Source organism: Marinobacter sp. ANT_B65 (assembly GCF_002407605.1).
Taxonomy (GTDB): domain Bacteria; phylum Pseudomonadota; class Gammaproteobacteria; order Pseudomonadales; family Oleiphilaceae; genus Marinobacter.
On sequence record NZ_NXGV01000001.1, the window covers coordinates 1,120,082 to 1,142,303 of the forward strand.

24 protein-coding genes are annotated in these 22,222 nt (G+C 54.0%); 16 read left to right on the forward strand and 8 right to left on the reverse strand.

What is annotated here, in order from left to right; translation table 11 throughout:
- Nucleotides 1–33: 33 nt before the first annotated feature.
- Nucleotides 34–849 carry a pyruvate, water dikinase regulatory protein gene (locus CPA50_RS05265; RefSeq protein WP_096781394.1) on the reverse strand — a complete coding sequence of 272 codons (816 nt, stop codon included), beginning with the start codon at nucleotides 847–849 and terminating at the stop codon, nucleotides 34–36.
- A gap of 152 nt (nucleotides 850–1,001) precedes the next feature.
- Here CPA50_RS05265 and ppsA point away from each other — a divergent pair, with 152 nt between their 5' ends.
- Together ppsA and rraA are read left to right on the forward strand one after the other, a co-directional pair.
- Complete coding sequence (gene ppsA, locus CPA50_RS05270) at nucleotides 1,002–3,374, forward strand: phosphoenolpyruvate synthase (RefSeq protein ID WP_096781395.1); 2,373 nt, start codon at nucleotides 1,002–1,004, stop codon at nucleotides 3,372–3,374.
- Nucleotides 3,358–3,885, forward strand: a complete 528-nt coding sequence (gene rraA, locus CPA50_RS05275) for a ribonuclease E activity regulator RraA (RefSeq protein WP_202971736.1) — start codon at nucleotides 3,358–3,360, stop codon at nucleotides 3,883–3,885. The genes ppsA and rraA overlap by 17 nt, the downstream gene beginning before the upstream one ends.
- 27 nt (nucleotides 3,886–3,912) lie before the next feature.
- Here rraA and CPA50_RS05280 read toward each other — a convergent pair whose 3' ends face one another.
- The 3 genes from CPA50_RS05280 to CPA50_RS05290 form a co-directional block, all read right to left on the reverse strand.
- Entirely contained in the window at nucleotides 3,913–4,203 is a 291-nt protein-coding gene (locus CPA50_RS05280) for a PilZ domain-containing protein (protein WP_096781396.1), read from the reverse strand.
- Between the two features lie 5 nt (nucleotides 4,204–4,208).
- Nucleotides 4,209–4,880, reverse strand: a complete 672-nt coding sequence (locus CPA50_RS05285) for a TIGR04211 family SH3 domain-containing protein (protein ID WP_096781397.1) — start codon at nucleotides 4,878–4,880, stop codon at nucleotides 4,209–4,211.
- Nucleotides 4,881–5,006: 126 nt separating this feature from the next.
- On the reverse strand, nucleotides 5,007–5,306 hold the full coding sequence (locus CPA50_RS05290; protein ID WP_096781398.1) for a YciI family protein: 300 nt from the start codon (nucleotides 5,304–5,306) through the stop codon (nucleotides 5,007–5,009).
- A 129-nt stretch (nucleotides 5,307–5,435) separates the two neighbouring features.
- On the opposite strand from CPA50_RS05290, the gene CPA50_RS05295 reads away from it, so the two are divergent.
- A complete protein-coding gene (locus CPA50_RS05295; protein WP_096781399.1) occupies nucleotides 5,436–6,314 on the forward strand; it encodes a PHP domain-containing protein in 879 nt (292 codons plus the stop codon).
- On the opposite strand, the gene CPA50_RS05300 is transcribed toward CPA50_RS05295, so the two are convergent.
- The 3 genes from CPA50_RS05300 to CPA50_RS05310 form a co-directional block, all read right to left on the reverse strand.
- Nucleotides 6,311–6,853, reverse strand: a complete 543-nt coding sequence (locus CPA50_RS05300) for a YecA family protein (RefSeq protein WP_096781400.1) — start codon at nucleotides 6,851–6,853, stop codon at nucleotides 6,311–6,313. The two genes, CPA50_RS05295 and CPA50_RS05300, sit on opposite strands and share 4 nt — an antisense overlap.
- A 3-nt stretch (nucleotides 6,854–6,856) precedes the next feature.
- Nucleotides 6,857–10,072 (reverse strand): ribonuclease E, encoded by a 3,216-nt coding sequence (gene rne, locus CPA50_RS05305; RefSeq protein ID WP_096781401.1) that lies wholly within the window; start codon nucleotides 10,070–10,072, stop codon nucleotides 6,857–6,859.
- A 243-nt stretch (nucleotides 10,073–10,315) separates the two neighbouring features.
- Nucleotides 10,316–10,639: a hypothetical protein gene (locus CPA50_RS05310; RefSeq protein ID WP_096781402.1), complete on the reverse strand. Its 324-nt coding sequence runs from the start codon at nucleotides 10,637–10,639 to the stop codon at nucleotides 10,316–10,318.
- A gap of 43 nt (nucleotides 10,640–10,682) precedes the next feature.
- Between CPA50_RS05310 and rluC the strand changes: the two genes are divergently transcribed.
- The 3 genes from rluC to CPA50_RS05325 are packed head-to-tail and all read left to right on the forward strand — an operon-like array spanning nucleotide 10,683 to nucleotide 13,470.
- On the forward strand, nucleotides 10,683–11,759 hold the full coding sequence (gene rluC, locus CPA50_RS05315) for a 23S rRNA pseudouridine(955/2504/2580) synthase RluC (protein ID WP_096781403.1): 1,077 nt from the start codon (nucleotides 10,683–10,685) through the stop codon (nucleotides 11,757–11,759).
- Entirely contained in the window at nucleotides 11,759–12,406 is a 648-nt protein-coding gene (locus CPA50_RS05320) for an HAD family hydrolase (protein ID WP_096781404.1), read from the forward strand. Before rluC ends, CPA50_RS05320 begins: the two co-directional genes overlap by 1 nt.
- A gap of 38 nt (nucleotides 12,407–12,444) precedes the next feature.
- Entirely contained in the window at nucleotides 12,445–13,470 is a 1,026-nt protein-coding gene (locus CPA50_RS05325) for a S49 family peptidase (RefSeq protein WP_096781405.1), read from the forward strand.
- A gap of 23 nt (nucleotides 13,471–13,493) precedes the next feature.
- Here CPA50_RS05325 and CPA50_RS05330 read toward each other — a convergent pair whose 3' ends face one another.
- Nucleotides 13,494–14,102 carry a Maf family protein gene (locus CPA50_RS05330; protein ID WP_096781406.1) on the reverse strand — a complete coding sequence of 203 codons (609 nt, stop codon included), beginning with the start codon at nucleotides 14,100–14,102 and terminating at the stop codon, nucleotides 13,494–13,496.
- A 139-nt stretch (nucleotides 14,103–14,241) separates the two neighbouring features.
- On the opposite strand from CPA50_RS05330, the gene CPA50_RS05335 reads away from it, so the two are divergent.
- The 10 genes from CPA50_RS05335 (at nucleotide 14,242) to tmk (ending at nucleotide 22,214) form a co-directional block, all read left to right on the forward strand.
- A complete protein-coding gene (locus CPA50_RS05335) occupies nucleotides 14,242–14,796 on the forward strand; it encodes a YceD family protein (RefSeq protein WP_096781407.1) in 555 nt (184 codons plus the stop codon).
- Between the two features lie 107 nt (nucleotides 14,797–14,903).
- Entirely contained in the window at nucleotides 14,904–15,083 is a 180-nt protein-coding gene (rpmF, locus tag CPA50_RS05340) for a 50S ribosomal protein L32 (protein ID WP_096781408.1), read from the forward strand.
- A gap of 43 nt (nucleotides 15,084–15,126) precedes the next feature.
- Nucleotides 15,127–16,128: a phosphate acyltransferase PlsX gene (plsX, locus tag CPA50_RS05345; RefSeq protein WP_096781409.1), complete on the forward strand. Its 1,002-nt coding sequence runs from the start codon at nucleotides 15,127–15,129 to the stop codon at nucleotides 16,126–16,128.
- Between the two features lie 112 nt (nucleotides 16,129–16,240).
- Nucleotides 16,241–17,179, forward strand: coding sequence for an ACP S-malonyltransferase (fabD, locus tag CPA50_RS05350; protein ID WP_096781410.1), 939 nt, complete (start codon nucleotides 16,241–16,243; stop codon nucleotides 17,177–17,179).
- A 16-nt stretch (nucleotides 17,180–17,195) separates the two neighbouring features.
- Nucleotides 17,196–17,939: a 3-oxoacyl-ACP reductase FabG gene (gene fabG, locus CPA50_RS05355; protein ID WP_096781411.1), complete on the forward strand. Its 744-nt coding sequence runs from the start codon at nucleotides 17,196–17,198 to the stop codon at nucleotides 17,937–17,939.
- A gap of 134 nt (nucleotides 17,940–18,073) precedes the next feature.
- Nucleotides 18,074–18,307: an acyl carrier protein gene (acpP, locus tag CPA50_RS05360; RefSeq protein WP_012136033.1), complete on the forward strand. Its 234-nt coding sequence runs from the start codon at nucleotides 18,074–18,076 to the stop codon at nucleotides 18,305–18,307.
- 136 nt (nucleotides 18,308–18,443) lie between these two features.
- A complete protein-coding gene (gene fabF / locus CPA50_RS05365; RefSeq protein WP_096781412.1) occupies nucleotides 18,444–19,691 on the forward strand; it encodes a beta-ketoacyl-ACP synthase II in 1,248 nt (415 codons plus the stop codon).
- Nucleotides 19,692–19,697: 6 nt separating this feature from the next.
- A complete protein-coding gene (locus CPA50_RS05370; RefSeq protein WP_096781413.1) occupies nucleotides 19,698–20,528 on the forward strand; it encodes an aminotransferase class IV in 831 nt (276 codons plus the stop codon).
- A 4-nt stretch (nucleotides 20,529–20,532) separates the two neighbouring features.
- Nucleotides 20,533–21,582 (forward strand): endolytic transglycosylase MltG, encoded by a 1,050-nt coding sequence (gene mltG / locus CPA50_RS05375; RefSeq protein WP_227519494.1) that lies wholly within the window; start codon nucleotides 20,533–20,535, stop codon nucleotides 21,580–21,582.
- Entirely contained in the window at nucleotides 21,579–22,214 is a 636-nt protein-coding gene (tmk, locus tag CPA50_RS05380) for a dTMP kinase (RefSeq protein ID WP_096781415.1), read from the forward strand. Before mltG ends, tmk begins: the two co-directional genes overlap by 4 nt.
- Nucleotides 22,215–22,222: the final 8 nt, after the last annotated feature.

Genomic DNA, 22,222 nt, shown 5'->3' on the forward strand with positions numbered 1-22,222 from the left:
TTTCTCATCGTCCGGCGCCCTGCAGGCGCGGTGTTAGCGGTTTCGCTTGAGGCCGGTGGACACCATGATGCGCGTTGCGATTTCTTCGACTGAATAAGCTGTTGTATTCAGAAAGGAGATGCGTTCCCTTCGGTACATAAGCTCAATCTCTTCGATTTCGTGCATACATTGTTGTATCGACGAATAACGGGAGTTTGGGCGACGCTCATTGCGGATAGTGGCCAGCCGCTCTGGCTCTATCGTCAGGCCAAAGATCTTTTCCTTGTGGGGACGAAGAGCTTTCGGAATCTGCTGATCCAGAAGGTCTTCTTCCGTAATCGGATAGTTAGCGGCTTTGACTCCATACTGGAGAGCCAGATACAGGCAGGTGGGTGTCTTACCGCTGCGGGAAGCGCCTACAAGAATGAGGTCGGCTTCATCATAGTGTCGTGTGCGTGCCCCATCATCGTTGTCCAGCGCAAAGTTCACAGCATGGATGCGGCGCTCATAAACGCCTTCGTTACTGATTGCATGGGATTTGCCCACGGAATAGGACGAAGATGACTGCAATTCCTGTTCGAGCGGGCTCAGGAACGTGCCGAAAATATCCACCATGAAGCCCTGGGCACCCGAAATAATTTCACGTATAGCGCCGTCCAGAATCGTGTCGAATACCAGAGGCCGGGTACCATCAGCTTCCGCCGCACTGTTAATGCGTTTGACCATATCCCAGGCTTTTTCTACGTCGTCAATGTAGGGTACGGTGACACGCTCGAATTCGATTTTTTCAAATTGGGCCAGAAGGCTGTGTCCAAGTGCCTCAGCTGTCAGGCCGGTGCCATCGGAGATAAAGAAGGCTGTACGTTTCATGGTGTTGATCCCGCTCCCTAGGTAAAATCCGAAGGTTACAGTATCATACACGCCAAGTTGGAGACTCTGCAGTGGTTGTTGTCCGCTTTTTTATGCTTGGTTTCGCGGGCCCCGTTTAATTCTTTGCTATATAGATTCAAGGGAGACACGCTTTGGAAGATTACATAATCTGGTTTGATCACCTGGGAATGTCCGATGTTGACCGGGTGGGTGGCAAAAATGCCTCCCTCGGTGAAATGATCAGTAATCTCGCCAACGCAGGTGTCACTGTGCCAGGTGGTTTTGCCACTACTGCATACGCCTATCGTGAGTTTCTGGCTAAAGACGGCCTGAAGGACAAGATTGATAACGCCCTCGACAGTCTTGATATTAACGATGTGAACGAACTTGCCCGTGTCGGAGCAAAGATACGCCAATGGATTATCGATACCCCATTTCCGGACGCTCTGGAAACTGCTCTTAAGGATGCATACAGCACAATACTCAACGGTAATGAGAAAATGGCTGTGGCAGTGCGTTCGTCGGCAACAGCTGAAGACTTGCCTGACGCTTCCTTTGCAGGCCAGCAGGAAACCTTTCTGAATGTAGTCGGGCTTGAGCAGGTACGGACGTCTGTAAAAGAGGTATTTGCTTCACTGTTCAATGATCGTGCGATTTCCTATCGCGTTCACCATGGTTTTGATCACAAGCTCGTGGCTTTGTCTGCCGGAATCCAGAAAATGGTCCGCAGTGAGACCGCCTCCAGTGGTGTAATGTTTACGCTGGATACGGAGTCTGGCTTCAGGGATGTGGTATTCATTACAGCCTCATACGGTCTTGGTGAAACGGTTGTTCAGGGTGCGGTAAACCCGGATGAGTTTTACGTTCACAAACCGACTCTCGAAGCTGCTCGCCCGGCTGTATTGCGTCGTAACCTGGGAAGCAAAGCCATCAAGATGGTTTACCACTCTGCGCCCGCCGAAGGTCAGTTCGTGGAAACAGTGAAGGTGGATCAGGAAGAGCGTAACCGTTTCTGTATTACTGATGCGGAAGTGGAAGAGCTGGCCAAGCAGGCCATGATTATCGAAAAGCACTATCAGCGTCCCATGGACATTGAATGGGCAAAAGACGGTGATGATGGCCGCATCTATATCGTTCAGGCCCGCCCGGAAACGGTCAAGAGCAGGGCTTCTGCCAATGTTATGGAGCGCTATCTGCTGAAAGAAACAGGGACCGTGCTGGTAGAAGGGCGCAGTATTGGCCACAAGATCGGCGCGGGTCCGGTCAAGATTATTACCAGTATCAAGGAGATGGATCGTGTTCAGGCCGGTGATGTGCTGGTTACTGATATGACAGATCCAGACTGGGAACCGGTCATGAAGCGGGCTGCAGCGATTATTACTGATCGTGGTGGGCGTACCTGCCATGCGGCTATTATTGCCCGGGAGCTGGGCATTCCTGCTGTGGTTGGTTGTGGCGATGCAACTGAACTTCTGAAAGATGGCCAGGAAGTAACAGTATCCTGTGCGGAAGGCGATACCGGATTGATTTATGAGGGCGCTCTGGATTTTGAGCTGCGTGAGAACACCGTAGACTCCATGCCCAGTATTCCCTTCAAAATCATGATGAACGTGGGTAACCCGGATCGGGCCTTTGATTTCCAGTCACTGCCCAACGAAGGTGTTGGCCTGGCGCGTCTTGAGTTCATCATCAACCGTATGATTGGTGTACACCCTAAAGCCCTTCTGAATTTTGACGGTCTTCCCAGGGATATCCAGCAGACGGTAGAGAAACGTATCTCCGGTTATAGCTCGCCGATTGATTTCTATGTGGACAAACTGGTTGAAGGTATTTCCACTCTCGCAGCCGCGTTTGCGCCCAAGAAGGTCATCGTTCGTCTGTCGGATTTCAAATCCAATGAGTACGCCAATCTGATAGGCGGTACTTTATACGAGCCTGACGAAGAAAACCCGATGCTGGGTTTCCGGGGTGCATCGCGTTATATCTCGGAAACTTTCCGTGACTGTTTCGAACTGGAGTGCCGCGCGCTCAAAAAAGTGCGTGATGTGATGGGTCTGACCAATGTTGAAGTTATGGTGCCGTTCGTACGTACTGTGGGTGAAGCGGAGCAGGTAGTAAAACTGCTGGCGGAGAACGGCCTGAAGCGTGGTGAGAACGGTCTGCGTTTAATCATGATGTGTGAACTGCCCGCGAATGCATTGCTTGCGGATCAGTTCCTTGAACACTTTGATGGTTTTTCCATTGGCTCAAACGATCTGACTCAGCTGACGCTGGGGTTGGATCGCGATTCAGGCATTATCGCCCACCTGTTCGACGAGCGGAATGACGCTGTTAAAATTCTTCTGTCCAGCGCCATTCAGGCCTGTAACAAGGCTGGTAAATACATTGGTATTTGCGGGCAGGGACCGTCTGACCATCCTGACCTTGCAAAATGGTTGATGGATCAGGGTATTGAGTCCGTCTCTCTTAATCCGGATTCGGTGCTGGATACCTGGTTCTTCCTGGCCGATGAAAAAATCGACTGAATTCATTTCTGCACGTAAGGAGATCGATAAGGTGGCAACGATTATTACCCCGGACCTGTGTGATGAGTTTCCGGAAGTCGAGGTGGCTGCACCCGGCTTTAATAATTATGGTGGAATAAAGGCATTTGGTGGCGAGATTGTCACTGTTAAGTGTTTTGAAGACAATTCTGTTGTTAAAGAGCAGGTAGGCCTGCCCGGTAAAGGCCGCGTTATGGTGGTTGATGGCGGAGGCTCTATGCGCCATGCACTATTGGGCGACATGCTTGCAGAAAAGGCCGCGGTCAACGGCTGGGCAGGTTTGATTATCTACGGCTGTGTGCGGGATGTTGATGAGATTGGCAAAACAGACCTGGGAGTTCAGGCGCTGGCAACCTATCCCCGGAAAAGTGAAAAGCGGGGCCTTGGTGACCTTGATGTACCGGTGACCTTCCACGGAGTGACCTTCCGTCCGGGCCACTACGTGTACGCTGACAACAACGGCATAATTGTGTCAGAGAAGCCCCTGGTCTAGATCTTGATTTAGTACCGGGGCAAAGAACTAGCGGGTGACTTCGCTGATGTTGGTTCCCAGCAGGAAGCCGTCACCCTCTGGTTCGCACCGGATTACCTCACAGATTGTCTCCAGCGGGGGAAATTGATCACTGCTCGGGTGCAGCACGGTGCTCAGCTCCTCACCAATCGCTACCGGGGTGCTTACAAACAGCTGCATTCCCGTTGCGCTGAGATCCCTGCAGGTGCCATTAAAGGTATGGCCGTTGCTGTCGGTGATTTCAATTTCTGACTCGACTTGCATGCGATGAAAATCGCGCTTTTCCGAATAATCCTTCATATCGTTTAAGCCCAGTTATCTGCTTTTCTTGTGGGTTTAAGCATCGGAATTACCAAGGCCAGAAGCACCCCGCCGAGAACAAGGCCGGCGCCTACCAGCATGAAATCCGACTCTTTGCTGGCTTCCAATCGCTCGTTTTCTGCAGTTAACACTTCCAGGTCGTTCCGCAGTTTCTGGTTTTCCTCCAGCAACTCACCATTCCGGCGTTGCAGGTTAATTGAATCCGAAGCAATATTCTTGATGCGCCGGAGTTCTTGCTCCAGCTTCTCTGAGCGGGCAGATAATGAGGATTCGGTGCTGCTCAGAGAATCTCTTTCGCTGGAGACTTCGGAGAGTTGTCCCTTCAGGGTAGCCAGTTCAGCCTGGGCCTGCTCCAGCTGTCGGCTGACGGTTTTCAGCCTGTCTGCGGCAATCGGGGTATTACTGAGATACTGGCTTGAAACCCAGCCATCGTTGCCTTTCGGGGTGCGTACGCGAGTATATCCGGAATCTGATACTTCAATAACTTCCAGTGGTGTACCGCTGGGAACTGCGTTTTCTATGATCCGGAACTGGGATCCGGCGCCAGACCGCACAGGCAGATAGAGTTGATCATCAACCCATGCGGTTTTCGCCTGAGCAACAGCAATGGAAGACAATATAAAAAGCGCACTGATGGCAAGGCGAAAAAGCGTCACTGGCAAGGTTCCCACAGTATTCGGATTGAAAAGCTGGTTGTTACTAAAGTCGCAATTTTGTCACAGATCTCAGGCCGTTCAAGCGAGCTGTCATTACAATAAGCTCATGGAGTGAGGCCAGGGGGTTCAGGGCAGCACGACTTTAAACGGTTTAACGGATACTTTCTGGTAAACGCCGGCATCCATGTAGGGGTCGCTGTCAGCCCAGGTCTGAGCTGCGGTCAGGGAGTCGAATTCCGCCACAATAAGGCTGCCTGTAAAGCCAGCGCTTCCTGGGTCCGAGGTATCGACGGCCGGATGAGGACCCGCCACCAGTAGCCGGCCTTCCGCTTTCAGTTGCTGTAACCGCTCGATATGCGCAGGTCTGGCCTGCTGGCGTAAGGGTAGGCTGTTATCGACATCTTCACAGATAATGGCGTAATACATGCGGGACTCCGGTTCTTGGGTGTATTTCGTTAAACAATGCATGGAGATGAATGGCTGTTACACTGAGAGCCCTGGCCAACGTAGTTTAGCTCAGGCCTCTGTTTCCACTCTTTTCATCCGGGAATTTTTGTGACTATACCGCAAGACCCAGTTTTGTGCATTGACCTGCATTGCCACAGTACAGCTTCAGATGGGGCGCTTACTCCCACAGAGCTGGTGAATCGCGCCGCAGGGCAAAAAGTTACGCATCTTGCGCTGACTGATCACGATACCGTCGGCGGTCTGGCCGAGGCTCAGAGTGCTGCGGCAGAAAACAGTATGGTGCTGATCCCGGGCGTCGAACTTTCCTGTTTGTGGCGTAGTCATACAATACACATTGTTGGACTGGACTTTGATCTGGATGATGCCGGATTTCGCGAAGCACTCGATCGGCAAAAGAGCAACCGTTGGGCCAGGGCGGGTATGATTGCTGAGCGCCTGGCCAGGCTGGCTATTCCAGACCTGCTGGAGCGCGCTACGGCTGAGGCCGGAGGGGATGTTCCGGGGCGTCCACATTTCGCACGAGTGATGGTTGAGGCGGGGGTCGTGAAGAACGCCGCTCAGGCCTTCAAGAGATACCTCGGCGCGGGAAAGGCGGGTGACGTCAAGGCATACTGGCCAGAGCTGCAGGAGGTTGTTCAGTGGGTCAATTCAGCGGGAGGAATTGCTGTGCTGGCGCACCCTCGCAAATACAAGCTGACGGCAACTAAGCTGCGAGAGCTGACCGCGGATTTCCGCCGTGCCGAAGGGCGGGCTATTGAGGTTTCAACATCCGGTCAGTCCAGTGGGGATCTGGGTTTTCTTACCGAGTTGTGTATGCGGGAGAAACTACTGGCGTCTCAGGGCAGTGATTTTCACTTTCCCGGTGCGCCCTGGTGTGAGCTGGGCCGGATTATGAAAATGCCAGACGGGCTGGAGCCAGTCTGGCATCATTTCAGGCAAGTGCCGGGTATTGATGCGCCGGGTTAATCCGGCGCGTGGAACAGAAGGTAAAGGTCGGTCAGCGAGTCAGGGATAGCGTCTGCCATCTGACGTGACAGCTTTTCGCTGTCACGAACATTCTGGAAGTCCTCGTCGTCAAACAGACCCGACAATGTGAGCATAGGCATTATCAGATCAGCGGTATCTTCTTCGCTCGCCGCGTCCAGCCACTCATTCTCATGCTCCATGAATGTGTCCACGAAACCGGCGCACCAGTTTTCCAGTGCGTTCATCGGGTCGCCGTCTTCCGGCTCGGGCAGTTCCAGAGTCTGGCCCATATCCAGAGCCTTGACCAGGTCCCCTGCGAGCTGGTTGACACACTGCCGGAATGTTTCCGGAATTCCGCCCCCGGGAGTCTCATCCGCTCCGGTAACCAGACGAAAGATTGTTTCCAGGCTCAGCTTTGTTGGCCCGACAACGCTGGCGCAAACTGCGCCGTGGAAACCGAAGAAGTCCAGGGCGTCGTCCCCCCAGGGTTCGGCAAACAGAATGTCCTCCAGCGCTTCAATGTCGGAATCGGACAGCATATTTTAGTTACCCCCGGATTTTTTGGCTTCTTCAGCCGCTGCCCGCTGACGTTTGCGAACCTCACGAGGATCGTTATATGCGCGCCCAGGTGTTACTGGAACGCCTGTTGGGGCCTCAGGTTTTTCTGCAATCTCAGGTGCCGGTGCAGGTGTGCCCGGTGCCGTTTCTGGCTTTTCTGAAGGCTTTCCTGGCGCCGTTTCCGGCTTTTGCACAGGCGTATTTTCTTCCTGTTTGTCTGTCGCGGTAGCCTTGCTCCTGCTTCTGGCGGGAGCGGATCTGGGCTTTCTGGCTGGAGCCGCTGAGTCCTGGTTTTCGGCTGTGGTGGACTCTGCATCCGCTGGGAGCTCTTTGGCTTTATCTGCTGCGGGCGCTTTAGCTGTATCAGCTGGGCGCGCTTCAGTTTTTGCGGTCGAAGGCTCCTTATCTTCCACAGCCGTTACGGGTTTGCTCGTCTCCGCTGTGGGCTTGCTTTCCATAGCGGTCTGATCAGCCGGCTTTGGGCTGGCCGCTGGTGCTGTTTCAGCGGAGGGCTGCGCCGTCGCTGCCGTCGCTGAGGCTTTGGGTCTGGTGACCGCGGCTTTCGGTTTCTCCGCCGCTGCTTCAGCTTTTACAGGAGCATCTGCCGGAGCAGTCTCTGCGGGTTTTTCAGCCTGCGAGACTGTAGCTGGTGCTTCCGGTGATGAAGCTGGAGTCTCTTTCGGCTTTTCTGCTGAAGTATCGAGGAGAGCCGTGTCAGTGGCAGCTTCTGCCTTTTGAGTGGGCCTGGTCTCTTCAGTTGCCTTCTGTTCCGGCTGCTTCTGCTCATTCTGCAGAGCTGCGGGAGCCTTGATAGTAGCTTGATCTTCACTCTTGCGGGTTTCGGCAGTTGCTTTTACTTTAGTTGCTTCAACATTACCGCTGTCAGGCTTTCCTTCCGGCTGGGTATCCTTCTGATGCTTCTCGTTACGGCTGCTCTTGCGGGCTACAGGGGTAGACGCAGGAGTATCGGAAGGCGAGCCATCACGGTTGCGTGGGCGGCGCGGCTTACGACGGCTGTCATCAGTACCGGATTTTTCGGCAGCAGGCGCCTTCGGTGAAGTATCCCGCTGATTCGAGTCTTTCTGATCGCTGGTGCTCTTGGCATCGCGCTGAGGTCTGTTGCGATTCTGGCCGCGGCTCTGACCGTCTTTGCGGTTTTCCCGGCGGGTATCATCACTGCGGCTGTCGGTGCTTTTGTTCCCGGAGCCTTTATTCTCAGCGCCCTTGTCTGCGGTCTGGCGATTCTGATTGGAGCGACTCTGGTCGTCGGTGCGGTTGCGGCCCCGGGCACGATTATCGTCACTACGGTTTGGCTGGTTGCTCCCCTGGCGACGTTCGTTTCCGGTACGACCATTATTGCCGGAGCTTTGTCCATCGCGGGCCACGCGGGTCTTGCGGCGATCCTGACGTGCCTGGTTGCGCTGGTCATCGCGGCTGGTGTCTGGCTTGGAGTTATCCCGGGTTTTGTTTGGCTGATCTTCTTCACCGCTGAAGATGCAGGCAATCTTACGGCCAATCCGGCGAAACAGGCCATCTTCCTGTTCTGTCGTAGATGTGCTCGTTTCTGCAACTTTCGCGACGGGAACTGAGGCGCTTGGTCGAATAGCTTTGACGGCAGCCTGTTCGCGAACCGGCTTTTCTGCTGCCGGTACTTCAAATACCTCTTCCTCACGCTCGCTGTATTCTTGCGCTACCTGATGGCTGGAGATGTGTTCAGGTGTGGCTTCGTCATCACGCATACGCAGGATTTCGAAGTGCGGGGTCTCCATATGGGGGACTGGCACAACAACAACGCTGACTTCCTGAAGTGCTTCAATGTCGGCAAGCTGTTTGCGCTTTTCGTTCAGCAGAAAAGTGGCTACTGATACAGGCACTATGGCCCGTACTTCGCCGGTTTTCTCCTTGGAGGATTCTTCGTAGATCAGGCGCATGATGCTCAGCGCCAGTGATTCGATTCCTCGGATAGTGCCCTGTCCTTCACAGCGAGGGCAGACTTCGCTGCGGGTTTCGCCCAGAGAAGGTCTGAGACGCTGACGGGACATTTCCAGCAGGCCGAAACGTGAGATCTTGCCAACCTGAACTCGCGCCCGGTCAATTTCAAGCGCTTCGCGCATTTTCTGCTCGACTTCGCGCTGGTGTCTGGCCGGAGTCATGTCAATAAAGTCGATGACAATCAGGCCGCCCATATCCCGCAGGCGCAGTTGACGTGCAATTTCTTCTGCCGCTTCCAGATTGGTCTGGAAGGCAGTTTCTTCAATGTCGTGGCCTTTGGTGGCACGGGATGAGTTGATGTCGATAGACACCAGTGCCTCAGTAGGATCGATAACGATTGAGCCGCCAGAGGGGAGTCTGACTTCGCGCTGAAAAGCAGTTTCGATCTGACCTTCTATCTGGTAACGGCTGAACAGAGGAATCTCGTCCTTGTACAGCTTGATCTTGTTTTCAAATGTAGGCATTACAGCGCGGACGAAATTCAGAACGTCCTCATAAACGCCTTCCGAGTCAATCAGTACCTCTCCGATATCCTGGCGCAGGTAGTCACGAACTGCACGGATGATAACGTTACTTTCCTGATGGATCAGGAAGGGAGCCTTACGTTCGCCAGCCGCCTGAGTGATTGCCTCCCAGAACTGTACCAGATAGTCGAGATCCCACTGCAGTTCTTCGGTAGTACGGCCAATGCCCGCAGTGCGCACGATAATACCCATGGATTTGGGCACTTGTACGCTGTTCATGGCTTCTTTCAGCTGGGCACGCTCTTCGCCTTCAATGCGGCGGGAAATGCCGCCTGCACGAGGGTTGTTGGGCATCAGAACCAGGTAGCGACCGGCAAGGGAGATAAATGTGGTAAGAGCGGCGCCTTTGTTGCCGCGCTCTTCCTTGTCGACCTGAACGATGACTTCCTGGCCTTCGGAAACCACTTCTTTGATGTTGACCTTGCCTTCAATCTGGCCTGGAGACTTTTTGAAATAGTCTCTGGAAATTTCCTTCAGTGGAAGAAAGCCATGACGATCAGCGCCAAAATCAACAAAGGCGGCTTCAAGGCTCGGTTCTACGCGGGTAATGCGTCCTTTGTAAATGTTGGCTTTTTTCTGCTCGCGGGAGCTGGATTCAATATCGAGGTCAAACAGGCGCTGGCCGTCAACCAGGGCGACGCGCAACTCTTCTGGGTGAGTTGCATTAATAAGCATTCTTTTCATGGAAAGAGGATTTTCCTGTCGTTTAATTTTGACGGAAAACCGAAGGGCGTCGCATCTGCGAAGCGGGATGTTGCGTGCCGCGGGCCCCGCTAAATCAGGGGCAGAGCGGCGGACAGACGAATCACACCCTGTCGGGGTATGACCCTGTTGATCTGAGACCACCGTCGACGGCCCACCCGCCTGCTGGCAGGGGCGTGTCGTGTAGGGTTCGTGTCTGTTGGCGCATATAATCCGTTTTCAGGTTCACACCAGTGCCTGGGTCTCACGTCGTATTCGTAAGCTGGACAGCCCGGCCTTGCGTGGCAGTGATTCTTCGCGATATCGCCCGGCGGTTTTCCGCACGGTTTCAGTTTTTCCGGTGCCAGTTGTCCGCTTTTTTAGCGGGTCTTCCCTGGCATTTCGGAAGCATTTCTTGCGCCGTGCCCGATAGTGATTGGGCGTTCGGCGTTCAAACTCTTGGATAGTGTCGGTATACTTCTGCCGCTCCGGCTTCTGACTCGAATTGGTCAGGCCGTAGACAAACGACAGATCACGCAGGAATATAACAGTATTCAGGGAGTCGTTCAATCCCGCTCGTATCACCCGCTACACTACCAGTCAAAGGAATCCTATGTCCCGCAAATCTGCTACCGGAAAGCCCGCAAAAGCCAGGGTAAAAAAACCGGAGCCACGCCCGGATGGCGGGGGCGATTCCAGGCCGGCACCCCGGCATGAAGCTACCGGAAAGGGGGTGGTTCAGCAGGGTGTCGTGTGGGTGACTGTCGATGAGGATAATCATGGGCAGCGGCTGGATAACTTTCTGCTGGCGCAGCTTCGAGGTGTGCCCAGAAGCATTATTTATCGCATTGTGCGGAAGGGTGAGGTGCGGGTTAACAAGGGAAGGGTGAAGCCCGATACGCGCATTGCAACCGGTGATCAAGTGCGTATTCCGCCGGTTGTCCGTAAAGAGAAGGCTCCTCAGGCTGCGCCGGGTAGCCGGGTTCAGAATGTGGTGGAGGCTGCCGTTATCTTTGAGAATGACCAGATGCTGGTGGTCAATAAGCCGTCTGGTATAGCGGTTCACGGAGGCAGTGGTCTCAGTTTCGGGTTGATTGAAGTGCTGCGGGCGGCTCGCCCGGAAGCACGTTTTCTGGAGCTGGTGCACAGGCTGGATAGAGATACGTCCGGGCTTGTAATGATCGCCAAGAAACGGTCAGCTCTGCGTTATTTGCAGGACGAGCTCCGGCAAAGGCGGATCCGGAAGCAGTATCACGCTCTGGTTGCGGGCAGTTGGCCTGACAGGCTAGGTCGTGTTGATGAACCATTACTGCGGTATGAAATGCCTAATGGTGAAAGAAGGGTGAGGGTGGATAATGCGGGCAAGGCCTCGACTACGCTCTTTCGCTGTCTTTCGCGTTACAGCGGTTACAGTCTGGTTGAGGCATCTCCGGTTACCGGTCGCACTCATCAGATTCGTGTTCACAGTGCCTGTGCCGGTCATCCGATAGCGGGGGATGACAAGTATATGGATGATGTAAGTCTTAAAGCGTTCCGGTCTGTCGGCGGTCAGCGCCTTATGCTGCATGCCCGGGCGCTTGAGCTTACGTTGCCGGTTACAGAAGAAGCTGTGCGGTTCGAAGCCCCTTATGATGATGTGTTCAGTAACGTGCTGAGCAGGCTCGAAGTGCGCGCAACGGGAGCAGTTTGATGGATGTGAAAGTTGTGATATTTGATTGGGACGGGACTCTTGTGGATTCCGTGGAGCATATTGCGGGTAGTCTGCATCAGGCGGCCACTGAGTTGGGGTATCCGGCGCTTGAGAGGGAGGCTTATCGTGACATTATCGGTCTGGGTATGGTCGAGGCTCTGGAAAGGCTTTATCCGGGAATCAGTCACGAGGAGATGACGGCTATTCGGGAAGGTTACGCGAATTATTTCTTTCGTAAGGTGACCACACCTCAAAATATATTCGAAGGTATGGCCGATGTAGTCGCGGATCTTCGCAGTGCTGGTCGCGGATGCTCGGTCGCGACCGGTAAAAGCCGCAGGGGGCTTGAATCGGCGCTCGTTTCCAGCGGTCTCGGAGTGCATTTCGATATTACCCGCTGTGCCGACGAAACCCGATCCAAGCCGGATCCCCGGATGCTCGAGGAAATCCTGCTTTTTTACGGAATTGAGGCTTCTGAGGCCGTTATGATTGGCGATACCCGTTATGATCTCGAAATGGCTCAGCGTATTGGTATGCCTTCTATAGGTGTTGAGTGGGGGGTGCACAAGCGTGATGTGCTTGGGAGTTATGCTCCCCATGCCATCGTTGACTCTGTGCCGGATCTGCGCAGTGTGCTTGGCTTGTAGGTATATTTTTTTGATTTTATTTCTGACAGGACAGATGTATGAGTGACTGGGATTCCGATAAAACACCAGGGTGGGGTGACAGGCCTGAAGGATCTGGCTCCGGGCGAAATCAGCCGCGTTTGCCACCCGAATCGGGGCGTGACTGGCGGTTGATCGAAAAGCTTGTGATGTCCTTGCAGTCTGAACAACGCCGGAGTCGCCGGTGGGGTATTTTTTTCAAGTTTCTCACATTTGCGTATCTTTTCGCTTTGCTGGCTATTGTCTGGTCACCGTTTGGCGACACTCTGGATTCCGCCGGTGGCGAGCATACGGCTGTGGTTGAAGTAAATGGCCCTATTGCCGCTGACGAGCTCGCCAGCGCTGACAACATCGTTGGCGCTCTGCGCTCAGCGTTCGAGGAAGAAGATGCTGTCGCTGTTATTCTGCGCATAAACAGTCCGGGCGGCAGTCCTGTTCAGTCTGGTTATGTCTACGATGAAATTAAACGGCTAAGGGGGGAGTATCCGGATAAGAAGCTTTATGCGGTGATTTCGGATATCGGGGCGTCAGGTGCCTACTACATAGCTGCGGCGGCGGATGAGATCTATGCGAACCGGGCGAGTCTGGTCGGGTCCATTGGTGTTGTTGCAGGTGGTTTCGGGTTTACCGGTATCATGGACAAGCTTGGGGTGGAGCGAAGGCTTTACACTGCGGGTGAGAATAAAGCGTTTCTGGACCCGTTCTCACCTGAGCAGGAGCAGGAGGTGGCTTTCTGGCAGGATGTTCTTGAGAACACTCATCGTCAGTTTATCGAGGCTGTCAAGGATGGTCGCGGTGATCGTCTGGTGGATGATGAGCGCCTGTTCAGTGGTCTGGTGTGGAGTGGTGAGCAGGCGCTGGAGCTGGGGCTTGTCGACGGGCTTGGCAGTACCTCTTATGTCGCCAGGGATATAGTCGGACAGGAGGATCTGATTGATTACAGTCATCACAAAGGGGCTCTGCGAGATCTGGTAGATCAGCTGGGAGTGTCGTTTGGCCAGGGTGTTGTCGGGCATCTGATCGAATCTGGTATGGAGTTGCGATAACGGGCGACTGGATTTGGTTTGGCTCAGAGGTGTTGTTGCGGCTCCAGAAGGGGATTTCTTCCCCAGGCTGTCAGCATCCCGGTCAGGGCGATCAGGGGGAGGCCGATCAGGGTGTTCGGGTCCCGGCCCTGTAGTTCCCGGAACAGAGTGATGCCGAGGCCTTCCATCTTGAAGCTTCCAGCGCAATCGTAGGGCTTCTCTTTGTGGAGGTAAGCGTCGATTTCTTCGCTGCTCAGATTCCGGAAGTGTGCTGTGAATTGTTCGCAGGATGTTTGCAGGTTTCCGGAGCTGGCATCCAGTAGTGCGAGCCCGGTGAAGAAATTGATGCTCTGGCCGCTGCTCTGGGTTAGCTGTTTGCGGGCATTCAGGTGGTTTCCTGGTTTGTTCAGTAAGGTGCCATCTGGCAATGCAGCAACCTGGTCAGAGCCGATGATCCAGTGCTCCGGATGTGTGGAGATCAGGGCTCGGGCTTTAGATTCGGCCAGACGAATAGCGAGGGCGTCCGGAGTTTCTCCGGCAAGGGGTGATTCGTCAATGTCGGGGCTGGCGCTGGAGAATGGCAGTCCGAGTCTTGTTAGCAACTCATGGCGATACCTGGATGAGGAGGCCAGCAAGAGGGGAGGGTGGGGCATATGTAAGTTCCTTTCCGGGATTTGAGTGCTGTTTTTCAGCGTCCATATCGTAGAATACACTTATGGAAACTGGAACCCTTGGTCAAAACCCTACGAAGTCTTTGACAGCAGCGAGCTTGGCCCCTAGAATTGCGCGCCTATGTCAAATGCGTCTAGTGCCGAATTACCAAGAATAGTCGACCCGTACCGGTTGGCGGAACATGACAGCGTGCTGGAAGGAGAAATTCCTCTCAGTGCATTGTCTCGTTTTCGTGAAGCTGTATTGGGGTTTGAAGATGGCGCTGTATGTCAGGTTAAGCTGTCCTTCTATATGGACGGTGAGCGTCGCCGTATCGCCTCCGGTGAGGTTGAGGCCCCTGTAAGGCTGGAGTGTCAGCGTTGCATCGGGTCTATGGATTCGGTATTGGTTTCCCGGTTCACGCTCGGGCTGGTTACTAGCGATGAGCAGGCCCAGCGGTTGCCAAAGGATCTTGAGCCGTTTCTGACGGTTGATTTCAGTGCAGATCTCTGGTCCATGGTTGAGGATGAGTTGTTGCTCGTTCTGCCTCCGTATCCGCTTCATGACCGGAATGAATGTCCGGCAAAAGAAGATCTGGAAGCGTACGAGCCAGGCCATTCTCCGGCGGAGCCGGAAAAGAAGTCAGGGGATAACCCGTTCAGTGTGCTGGCGGGTCTTGGGAAAACAAAGCATTAATGCGGGCGTGGGCTTCTTTTCATTGGAGGCCGGCGCAATCAAATGAACATACGTTACGCGTAACGATATTCAAGTAAAGTTTACGTTAACAGGTCAGGAGTAGAACCATGGCTGTACAGAAGAACCGTAAGACCCGTTCCAAGCGCGGCATGCGCCGTTCCCACGATGCTCTGAGCACTGCAGCTCTGAGCACTGATTCAACAACTGGTGAAGTGCATCGCCGTCACCACGTGTCTCCGGACGGGTTCTACCGTGGCAAGCAGGTAATCGAAGCTCGCGACGAATAATACCGTTGCATAGCCGCGTCAACTTCAATTGAATGGCAGAGCGGTGAAACCGGTCACCATAGCGATTGATGCCATGAGTGGCGATCGGGGGGCTGCAGTTGTAGTTGCTGCGGTTCTTGAAGCGGTGCGTGAAAATAAAGCCTTGAGTTTTATTCTGGTGGGAATCCGGAGTGAGCTTGAGGCTTTTTTGCGTGATGGGCATCCGCGAGTCCGCATTGTCGAGGCTGCGGATGTTGTTTATATGAACGAACGCCCTTCTCATGCGTTGCGCCACAAGAAAAACTCCTCCATGGCCATTGCCTTGTCTCTGGTTCGCGATGGCGAAGCGCAGGGTTGTGTCAGTGCAGGAAACACCGGGGCCCTGATGGCCTTTGGTCGTTCAATTATTCGTATGTATCCGGGTATTGAGCGTCCGGCAATTGCTAAATTGATCCCTTCCCTGCGGGGGAAGTGTCATGTTCTGGATCTTGGTGCCAACGTAGACTCAAGTGCGGAAAACCTCTATCAGTATGCCCTGATGGGTTCCCTCATGGCCTCTGCAATATGCGGTCAGGGCGAGCCGCGAGTCGCATTGCTGAATGTTGGTGAAGAAGAAATAAAAGGCAACGAGCAGGTTCGCCTGGCATCCCACATGCTCGCCCAGTGTGAATCACTTAACTATATTGGATACGTTGAGGGCAGTGACCTGTTCCGGGATGTCGCCGATGTGGTGGTTTGCGACGGGTTTGTTGGTAATATCGCCCTGAAAACCGGTGAAGGGGTAGCGGGTCTGTTAATTGAGCTCATGGAGCAGGCATTTACCCGAACTTTTTATGGCCGCTTTGTGGGGTTACTTTCTCGCCCTATTATCGGGCGACTCCTCCGGCTCATGGACCCATCCCGTCATAACGGTGCGAGCCTTCTCGGGCTACAGGGTGTGGTCATCAAAAGCCATGGAAATGCTAATGAACGCGCTATGTTGGCCGCTATTCGTCAGGCTGTACGTGAGGTCGAACTGGAAGTGCCACGGCGTATCAATGAGCGCCTTGACGACCTGATGCTGTGATAGTCCCGGGCTGAAGTCGCTTCCGGTTTGTGCGCTATACTCGCGCCAGATCCGCCCAGCTTGTACTATTGGCTAATCTCTTGAAACTCCCAATGACGATAAGATCCCGCTTATGAAATCAGCCTTTATATTTCCCGGACAGGGTTCCCAATCAGTTGGCATGCTTTCCGCGGCTGCTGAATCCTGGCCCATGATCAACAAAACCTTCGCCGAAGCGTCCAACGTACTTGGTTACGATCTCTGGCATTTGTGCCAGAAAGGGCCGGCTGAAGAGCTTAACCAGACAATGATCACCCAGCCGGCAATGTTAACTGCCAGTATCGCTCTGTGGCGGCAGTGGTTGGTTGCAGGTGGTCCCAAGCCCGATTTTCTGGCTGGGCACAGCTTGGGCGAGTACAGCGCTCTGGTAGCTGCAGAAAGCCTTGATTTTGTAGAGGCAGTCAAGCTGGTTCGCCTGCGTGGCGAACTGATGCAGGAGGCCGTACCTTCGGGTGAGGGGAAGATGGCTGCTATCCTTGGCCTTGAAGATGCCGATGTTGTGGCAGCCTGTGAAGAGGCTGCCAATGGTGATGTTGTAGCAGCGGTGAACTTTAATGCTCCCGGCCAGGTAGTAATTGCAGGATCAGCTTCCGCAGTTGACCGGGCTATTGAAGCATGCAAAGCGAAGGGTGCACGGAAAGCTATGCTTCTTCCTGTCAGCGTACCCTCCCATTGCGCACTGATGAAAGGTGCTGCTGAGGAGCTGGCTCAGGCACTGGAAGAAGTCCGCTTCAACGATGCACGGACTCCGGTTATACAGAATGTTAACGCAGCGGCGGAGACAGATTCGGCTACACTTAAGGCCAACCTTCTCAAACAGCTTTATTCGCCTGTGTTGTGGGTCGATTCGGTTCGCACTCTGGTTAACAGCGATGTTACCGTCGCCATTGAGTGTGGTACCGGCAAAGTGCTGGCAGGCTTGTCCAAGAGAATTGACCGTGGACTTGCTGTTCACGGAATTGAGGATCCTCAGGCACTGACAGCTGCACTAGCGGCATTTGAACCGTCTTGAAGAAAGGGAGTTATACATGTCTCTGGAAGGTAAAGTTGCACTGGTAACCGGTGCTACCCGTGGAATTGGTAAGGCCATTGCTCTGGCACTGGCAAAGCAGGGCGCAGAAGTAGTTGGGACCGCCACAAGCCCGGAGGGTGCAGCAACCATTACGGATAATCTCCAGGCTGCGGGTGCAAGCGGCTACGGTATTGTGATGAATGTTGCCGACCCTGAAAGTATTGAAGCGGGCCTGAAAGAAATAGCTGATAAGTCCGGTGCGCCTCTGATTCTGGTTAATAACGCGGGTATAACCCGTGATAACCTGCTGATGAGACTGAAGGATGACGACTGGGCATCTGTGCTCGAAACCAATCTCTCGAGCGTGTACCGTACCAGTAAGGCTGTATTGCGGGGCATGGCGAAAGCACGTTGGGGACGTATTATTAATGTGAGTTCCGTGGTCGCCAGTATGGGCAACCCGGGACAGGCCAATTACTGTGCTGCCAAGGCTGGGGTAGAAGGTTTTACCCGCAGTCTGGCGAAGGAAATGTCGAATCGTGGCATCACATCGAACTGTGTTGCGCCCGGGTTTATCGACACGGATATGACAAAAAAACTGGACGACGGGCAGCGTGAGGCTATGCTGGGAATTATACCAGCAGGTCGTCTGGGGCAGCCGGAAGAAGTGGCGGCTGTGGTTGCTTTTCTGGCATCGGATGTTGCCGCTTATGTGACTGGGGAAACCATTCATGTAAACGGCGGAATGTACATGGGATAAGCTCCGATTGCGGAGTTCGTGCGCAACCCCTTGCCGCACAACATGTTTAACCGGATCCCTGCTTGTTTGCAGGTAGGGTTTACACTAAACTGGCAGCACTTAGTTGCTTGGTTGATACACAAAGTGAGGACATTATGAGTACAGTTGAAGAGCGCGTGAAGAAGATTGTTTGTGAACAGTTGGGCGTTAAAGAGTCCGAAGTTCAGAACTCTTCTTCTTTTGTAGAGGATCTTGGCGCTGACTCACTGGACACCGTTGAGCTGGTCATGGCGCTGGAAGAGGAATTCGAAACTGAAATTCCTGATGAAGAAGCCGAGAAGCTGGCAAGTGTTCAGGACGCGATCGACTACATCGTCGCGCATACCTGATACTCTGCAGTTAAGTTAGCCAGGCAAAAAGCCGTCCTTGTCATTCAGTGAAGGACGGCTTTTTTATTGCCTGAGAATTCCCGGATTTCGGGATCATGAGTAACAGCGACATATGAAAGGTCAGGTGAGCAGGGCTATGAGTAAACGACGGGTTGTGGTCACTGGCATGGGAATGTTGTCTCCTCTGGGAAATGATGTGGCGTCTTCCTGGGAGGGTATCCAGGCTGGTCGTAGCGGAATTGGCGGGATTGACCGTTTTGATGCTTCCGGATACAACACTCGTATTGGCGGTGCGATCAGAAACCTTGATCTGGAGCCCTATCTTTCTTCCAAAGAAGCCAGAAAACTCGACGCGTTTATTCATTACGGACTTATTGCAGCCCAGCAGGCAGTGGATGATAGCGGGCTTGCAGAATTCGATGGGCTGGACCGGGACCGTGTGGGCATAGCTATCGGGTCCGGCATCGGGGGTCTGGAATATATAGAGAAGAGCGTACTGACCATGGAAAAGTCAGGTCCTCGCAAAGTGTCCCCGTTCTTTGTGCCCGCCTCAGTGGTTAACATGATTTCCGGCAATGCTGCGATTCGGTTCGGGTATCGGGGGCCAAACATTGCAATTGTTACCGCCTGCACTACGGGCACCCATAACATAGGATACGCCGCCCGTACCATCGCATACGGCGATGCGGATGTGATGCTTGCCGGTGGTTCCGAGATGGCGACAACGCGTACAGGTATTGCCGCATTTTCGTCTGCCCGGGCGCTTTCAACCCGCAATGATGAGCCTGAGAAAGCCAGTCGCCCATGGGACAGAGACAGAGATGGTTTTGTGCTCAGTGACGGCGCGGGGGTGCTGGTGCTGGAAGAGCTGGAACATGCAAGACGTCGCGGTGCAACCATCTACGGTGAGCTGGTTGGCTTTGGCATGAGTGATGACGCCCATCACATAACAGCACCACCTGCAGATGGTGAAGGCGCTGCGCGTTCAATGGTTAACGCGTTGCGGGACGCCGGAATGGAGCCGGGAGAGGTTGACTATATTAATGCGCATGGCACCTCGACACAGGTAGGCGATATAGCTGAGATTGCGGCAGCCAAGCGTGTATTTGGTGATCATGCGAGCCGGCTCGCCATGAGTAGCACCAAGTCCATGACCGGGCACTTGCTGGGTGCTGCAGGTGCGGTTGAGGCTATATTTTCCCTGCTTGCTATAAAAAATGGCCTGTTGCCTCCAACGATCAATCTGGATAACCCGGATGAAGGCTGCGACCTGGACCTTGTACCCAATACCTGTCGCAAAGCAGACGTTCGCGTGGCCTTGTCCAACTCTTTTGGCTTCGGTGGCACTAACGGTACTTTGATTTTCCGACGCTTTGAAGGTTAAGTAATCATGTTCAACCTGCGCTGGGCTGATGAAGGTGGCTTCCCGGCCAGTGACCGGGGTGCAGCATACGGTGATGGTTTGTTTGAAACCATAAGGATGCATGGTGACCGGGGGGTGTTGCTCTCCCGCCATCTTGACCGGATGGTTCGGGATGCCGGCCGGTTAGATATCCCTGTTTCGCTTACAAAACTTCGGGAAGCCTGTACTGCTGCAGCCAGTCGTTACTCCGGCAGTTTTATGAATAGTGAGATGGACTGCGGCTGGGTGCTTAAACTGATCCTTACCCGGGGAGAGGGTGGCAGAGGGTATCGGCCGGGTCTGGGGGGGCGGCCAACACTGATGGTATCTGCTGGCCACCTGCCTGAAATGCCACTTTCCACTGGTGTTGCCGTTGATTTTTCCCGTGTTCCTCTGATGGTGAACCCTCTGCTTGTGGGAATCAAATCCCTCAACCGGCTGGAGCAGGTTCTGGCGGCCAGAGAGATTCAGGGCTCGCTGTATGAAGTCATCATGTCGGACAGCGCCGCTAATCTGGTTGAGGGTACCCGTACCAACCTGCTGCTCAAGGTTCCCGGAGGCTGGGTGACACCGCCAGTCAAGAGTCTTGCTGTTGCCGGCGTGCTGCGCCAGTGGCTGCTGGAAAGGCTCAGAGCCCGTGGAGAACTGGTCGATGAGCGAGCTATGGGTATCGGGGATGTACTTGGGGGGCATTGTCAGGGGCTGTATCTGTTGAACAGTGTTATTGGCGTTGTTCCCGTCCGAAGTCTTGCCGGGCAGGATTTGCCTGTAGATGGCGGACTTGCGACAATCTTCAATCCTCTCGAACTGCTGGAATAATTCGTTGTTCAAAAAACTTTTGATTGCAGGTATTTGTGCCGCTGTTCTGGTTGGCGCGGGCACAGGTTTGTGGGTATGGCAAGGGCTTGGCTCATTGTCAAAGCCGGTCGTGATGGCCGAACCAGTGTTGTTTAATGTGCCCGGGGGTACCGCTTTCAGCGAGGTTGCCAGGCAACTGGAGGCTCGGGGCCTGGTTGAAAAGAGTCTGTGGGTAAGGGTTTATGGTCGTTTGTTTCCTGATAAGGCAAGAATCAAAGCCGGAGAATATGAATTCAGTGACGGAATGACGGCTGAAGCCATGCTGGACAAAATGGTGGCAGGTGAGACCAAGCACTGGTCAGTGCAGTTTATCGAAGGCTGGACGTTCCGTGACCTGCGTGCCGCACTTGCATCGACAGAGCGTCTTGACGGACTTACCTCCGGTTGGTCGGATGCGCAAATCATGGAGGCCGTTGGTGCTGAAGGGGAGCATCCGGAGGGGCGTTTCTTCCCTGATACCTATCTGTTCACCTCCAGTGAGACGGATCTTGATCTGCTCCGGCGTTCGTTTCAGCGCATGGAGGCTGTTCTTTCGGAAGAGTGGGAGAATCGGCAAGAGGACCTGCCATACGATAGTGCATATGAAGCGCTGATCATGGCATCCATTGTGGAACGGGAAACCGGAGCACCCCATGAACGTGGACAGGTCGCTGGTGTGTTTGTACGGCGCCTGGAAAAAGGTATGCGATTGCAGACCGATCCCACGGTAATTTACGGTATGGGAGACAAATACAAGGGCCGTATTGGCAGTCGCGATCTGCGTACTCACACACCCTATAACACCTACCGCATTAACGGGTTGCCGCCTACTCCTATTGCCTTGCCTGGCCGTGAGGCCATTCATGCCGCGTTGCACCCGGAACCTGGCAAGGCTCTCTATTTTGTCGCTCGCGGTGATGGCACCCACAAGTTTTCGAGCACACTGGCGGAGCATCAGAAAGCGGTCAGGGCGTTTCAACTGAATCGTCGGTCGGATTACAGGTCTTCTCCAGCAGGCAAGGATGATAAAGAATGACTGTTCGTGGTCGGTTTATTACGTTCGAGGGAACAGAGGGTGTGGGTAAGTCTACCCAGATCACCAATGCCGCTGGAATGCTGAGAGAGCTTGGCGTTGATTGTATTGTTACCCGTGAGCCTGGTGGCACCCCTATGGCTGAGTCGATCCGGGAGCTGCTTCTGGCCCCGCGGGACGAACCGGTCAACGATTTTACGGAATTGCTTTTGATGTTTGCCGCCCGCGCGCAACATCTGCACACGTTGATTCTTCCTGCTCTTGCGAAAGGGCAGTGGGTGCTTTGTGATCGATTTACTGATGCGACCTTTGCCTATCAGGGCGGCGGGAGGGGTGTTCCCCTGGAACGGATTGCGTTGCTGGAAGACCTGGTGCAGGGCGAAGTGCGCCCGGATCATGTGGTGTTATTGGATGCTCCGGTCGAAACCGGTATGGCTCGGGCAAGGGACAGGGGGCAGCTGGATCGTTTTGAACAGGAAGCTGTGTCCTTTTTTCAGCGTATACGTGACACCTATCTGGCTCGCGCTGCAGCTGCGCCCACCCGGTATAACATCGTGGATGCTGCGGCGCCACTGGATGTAGTAAGCGCCAGGGTCCGCGAACTTATGTGCAAGTTCCAATCAAATCTGCTTTAATTGAGTAA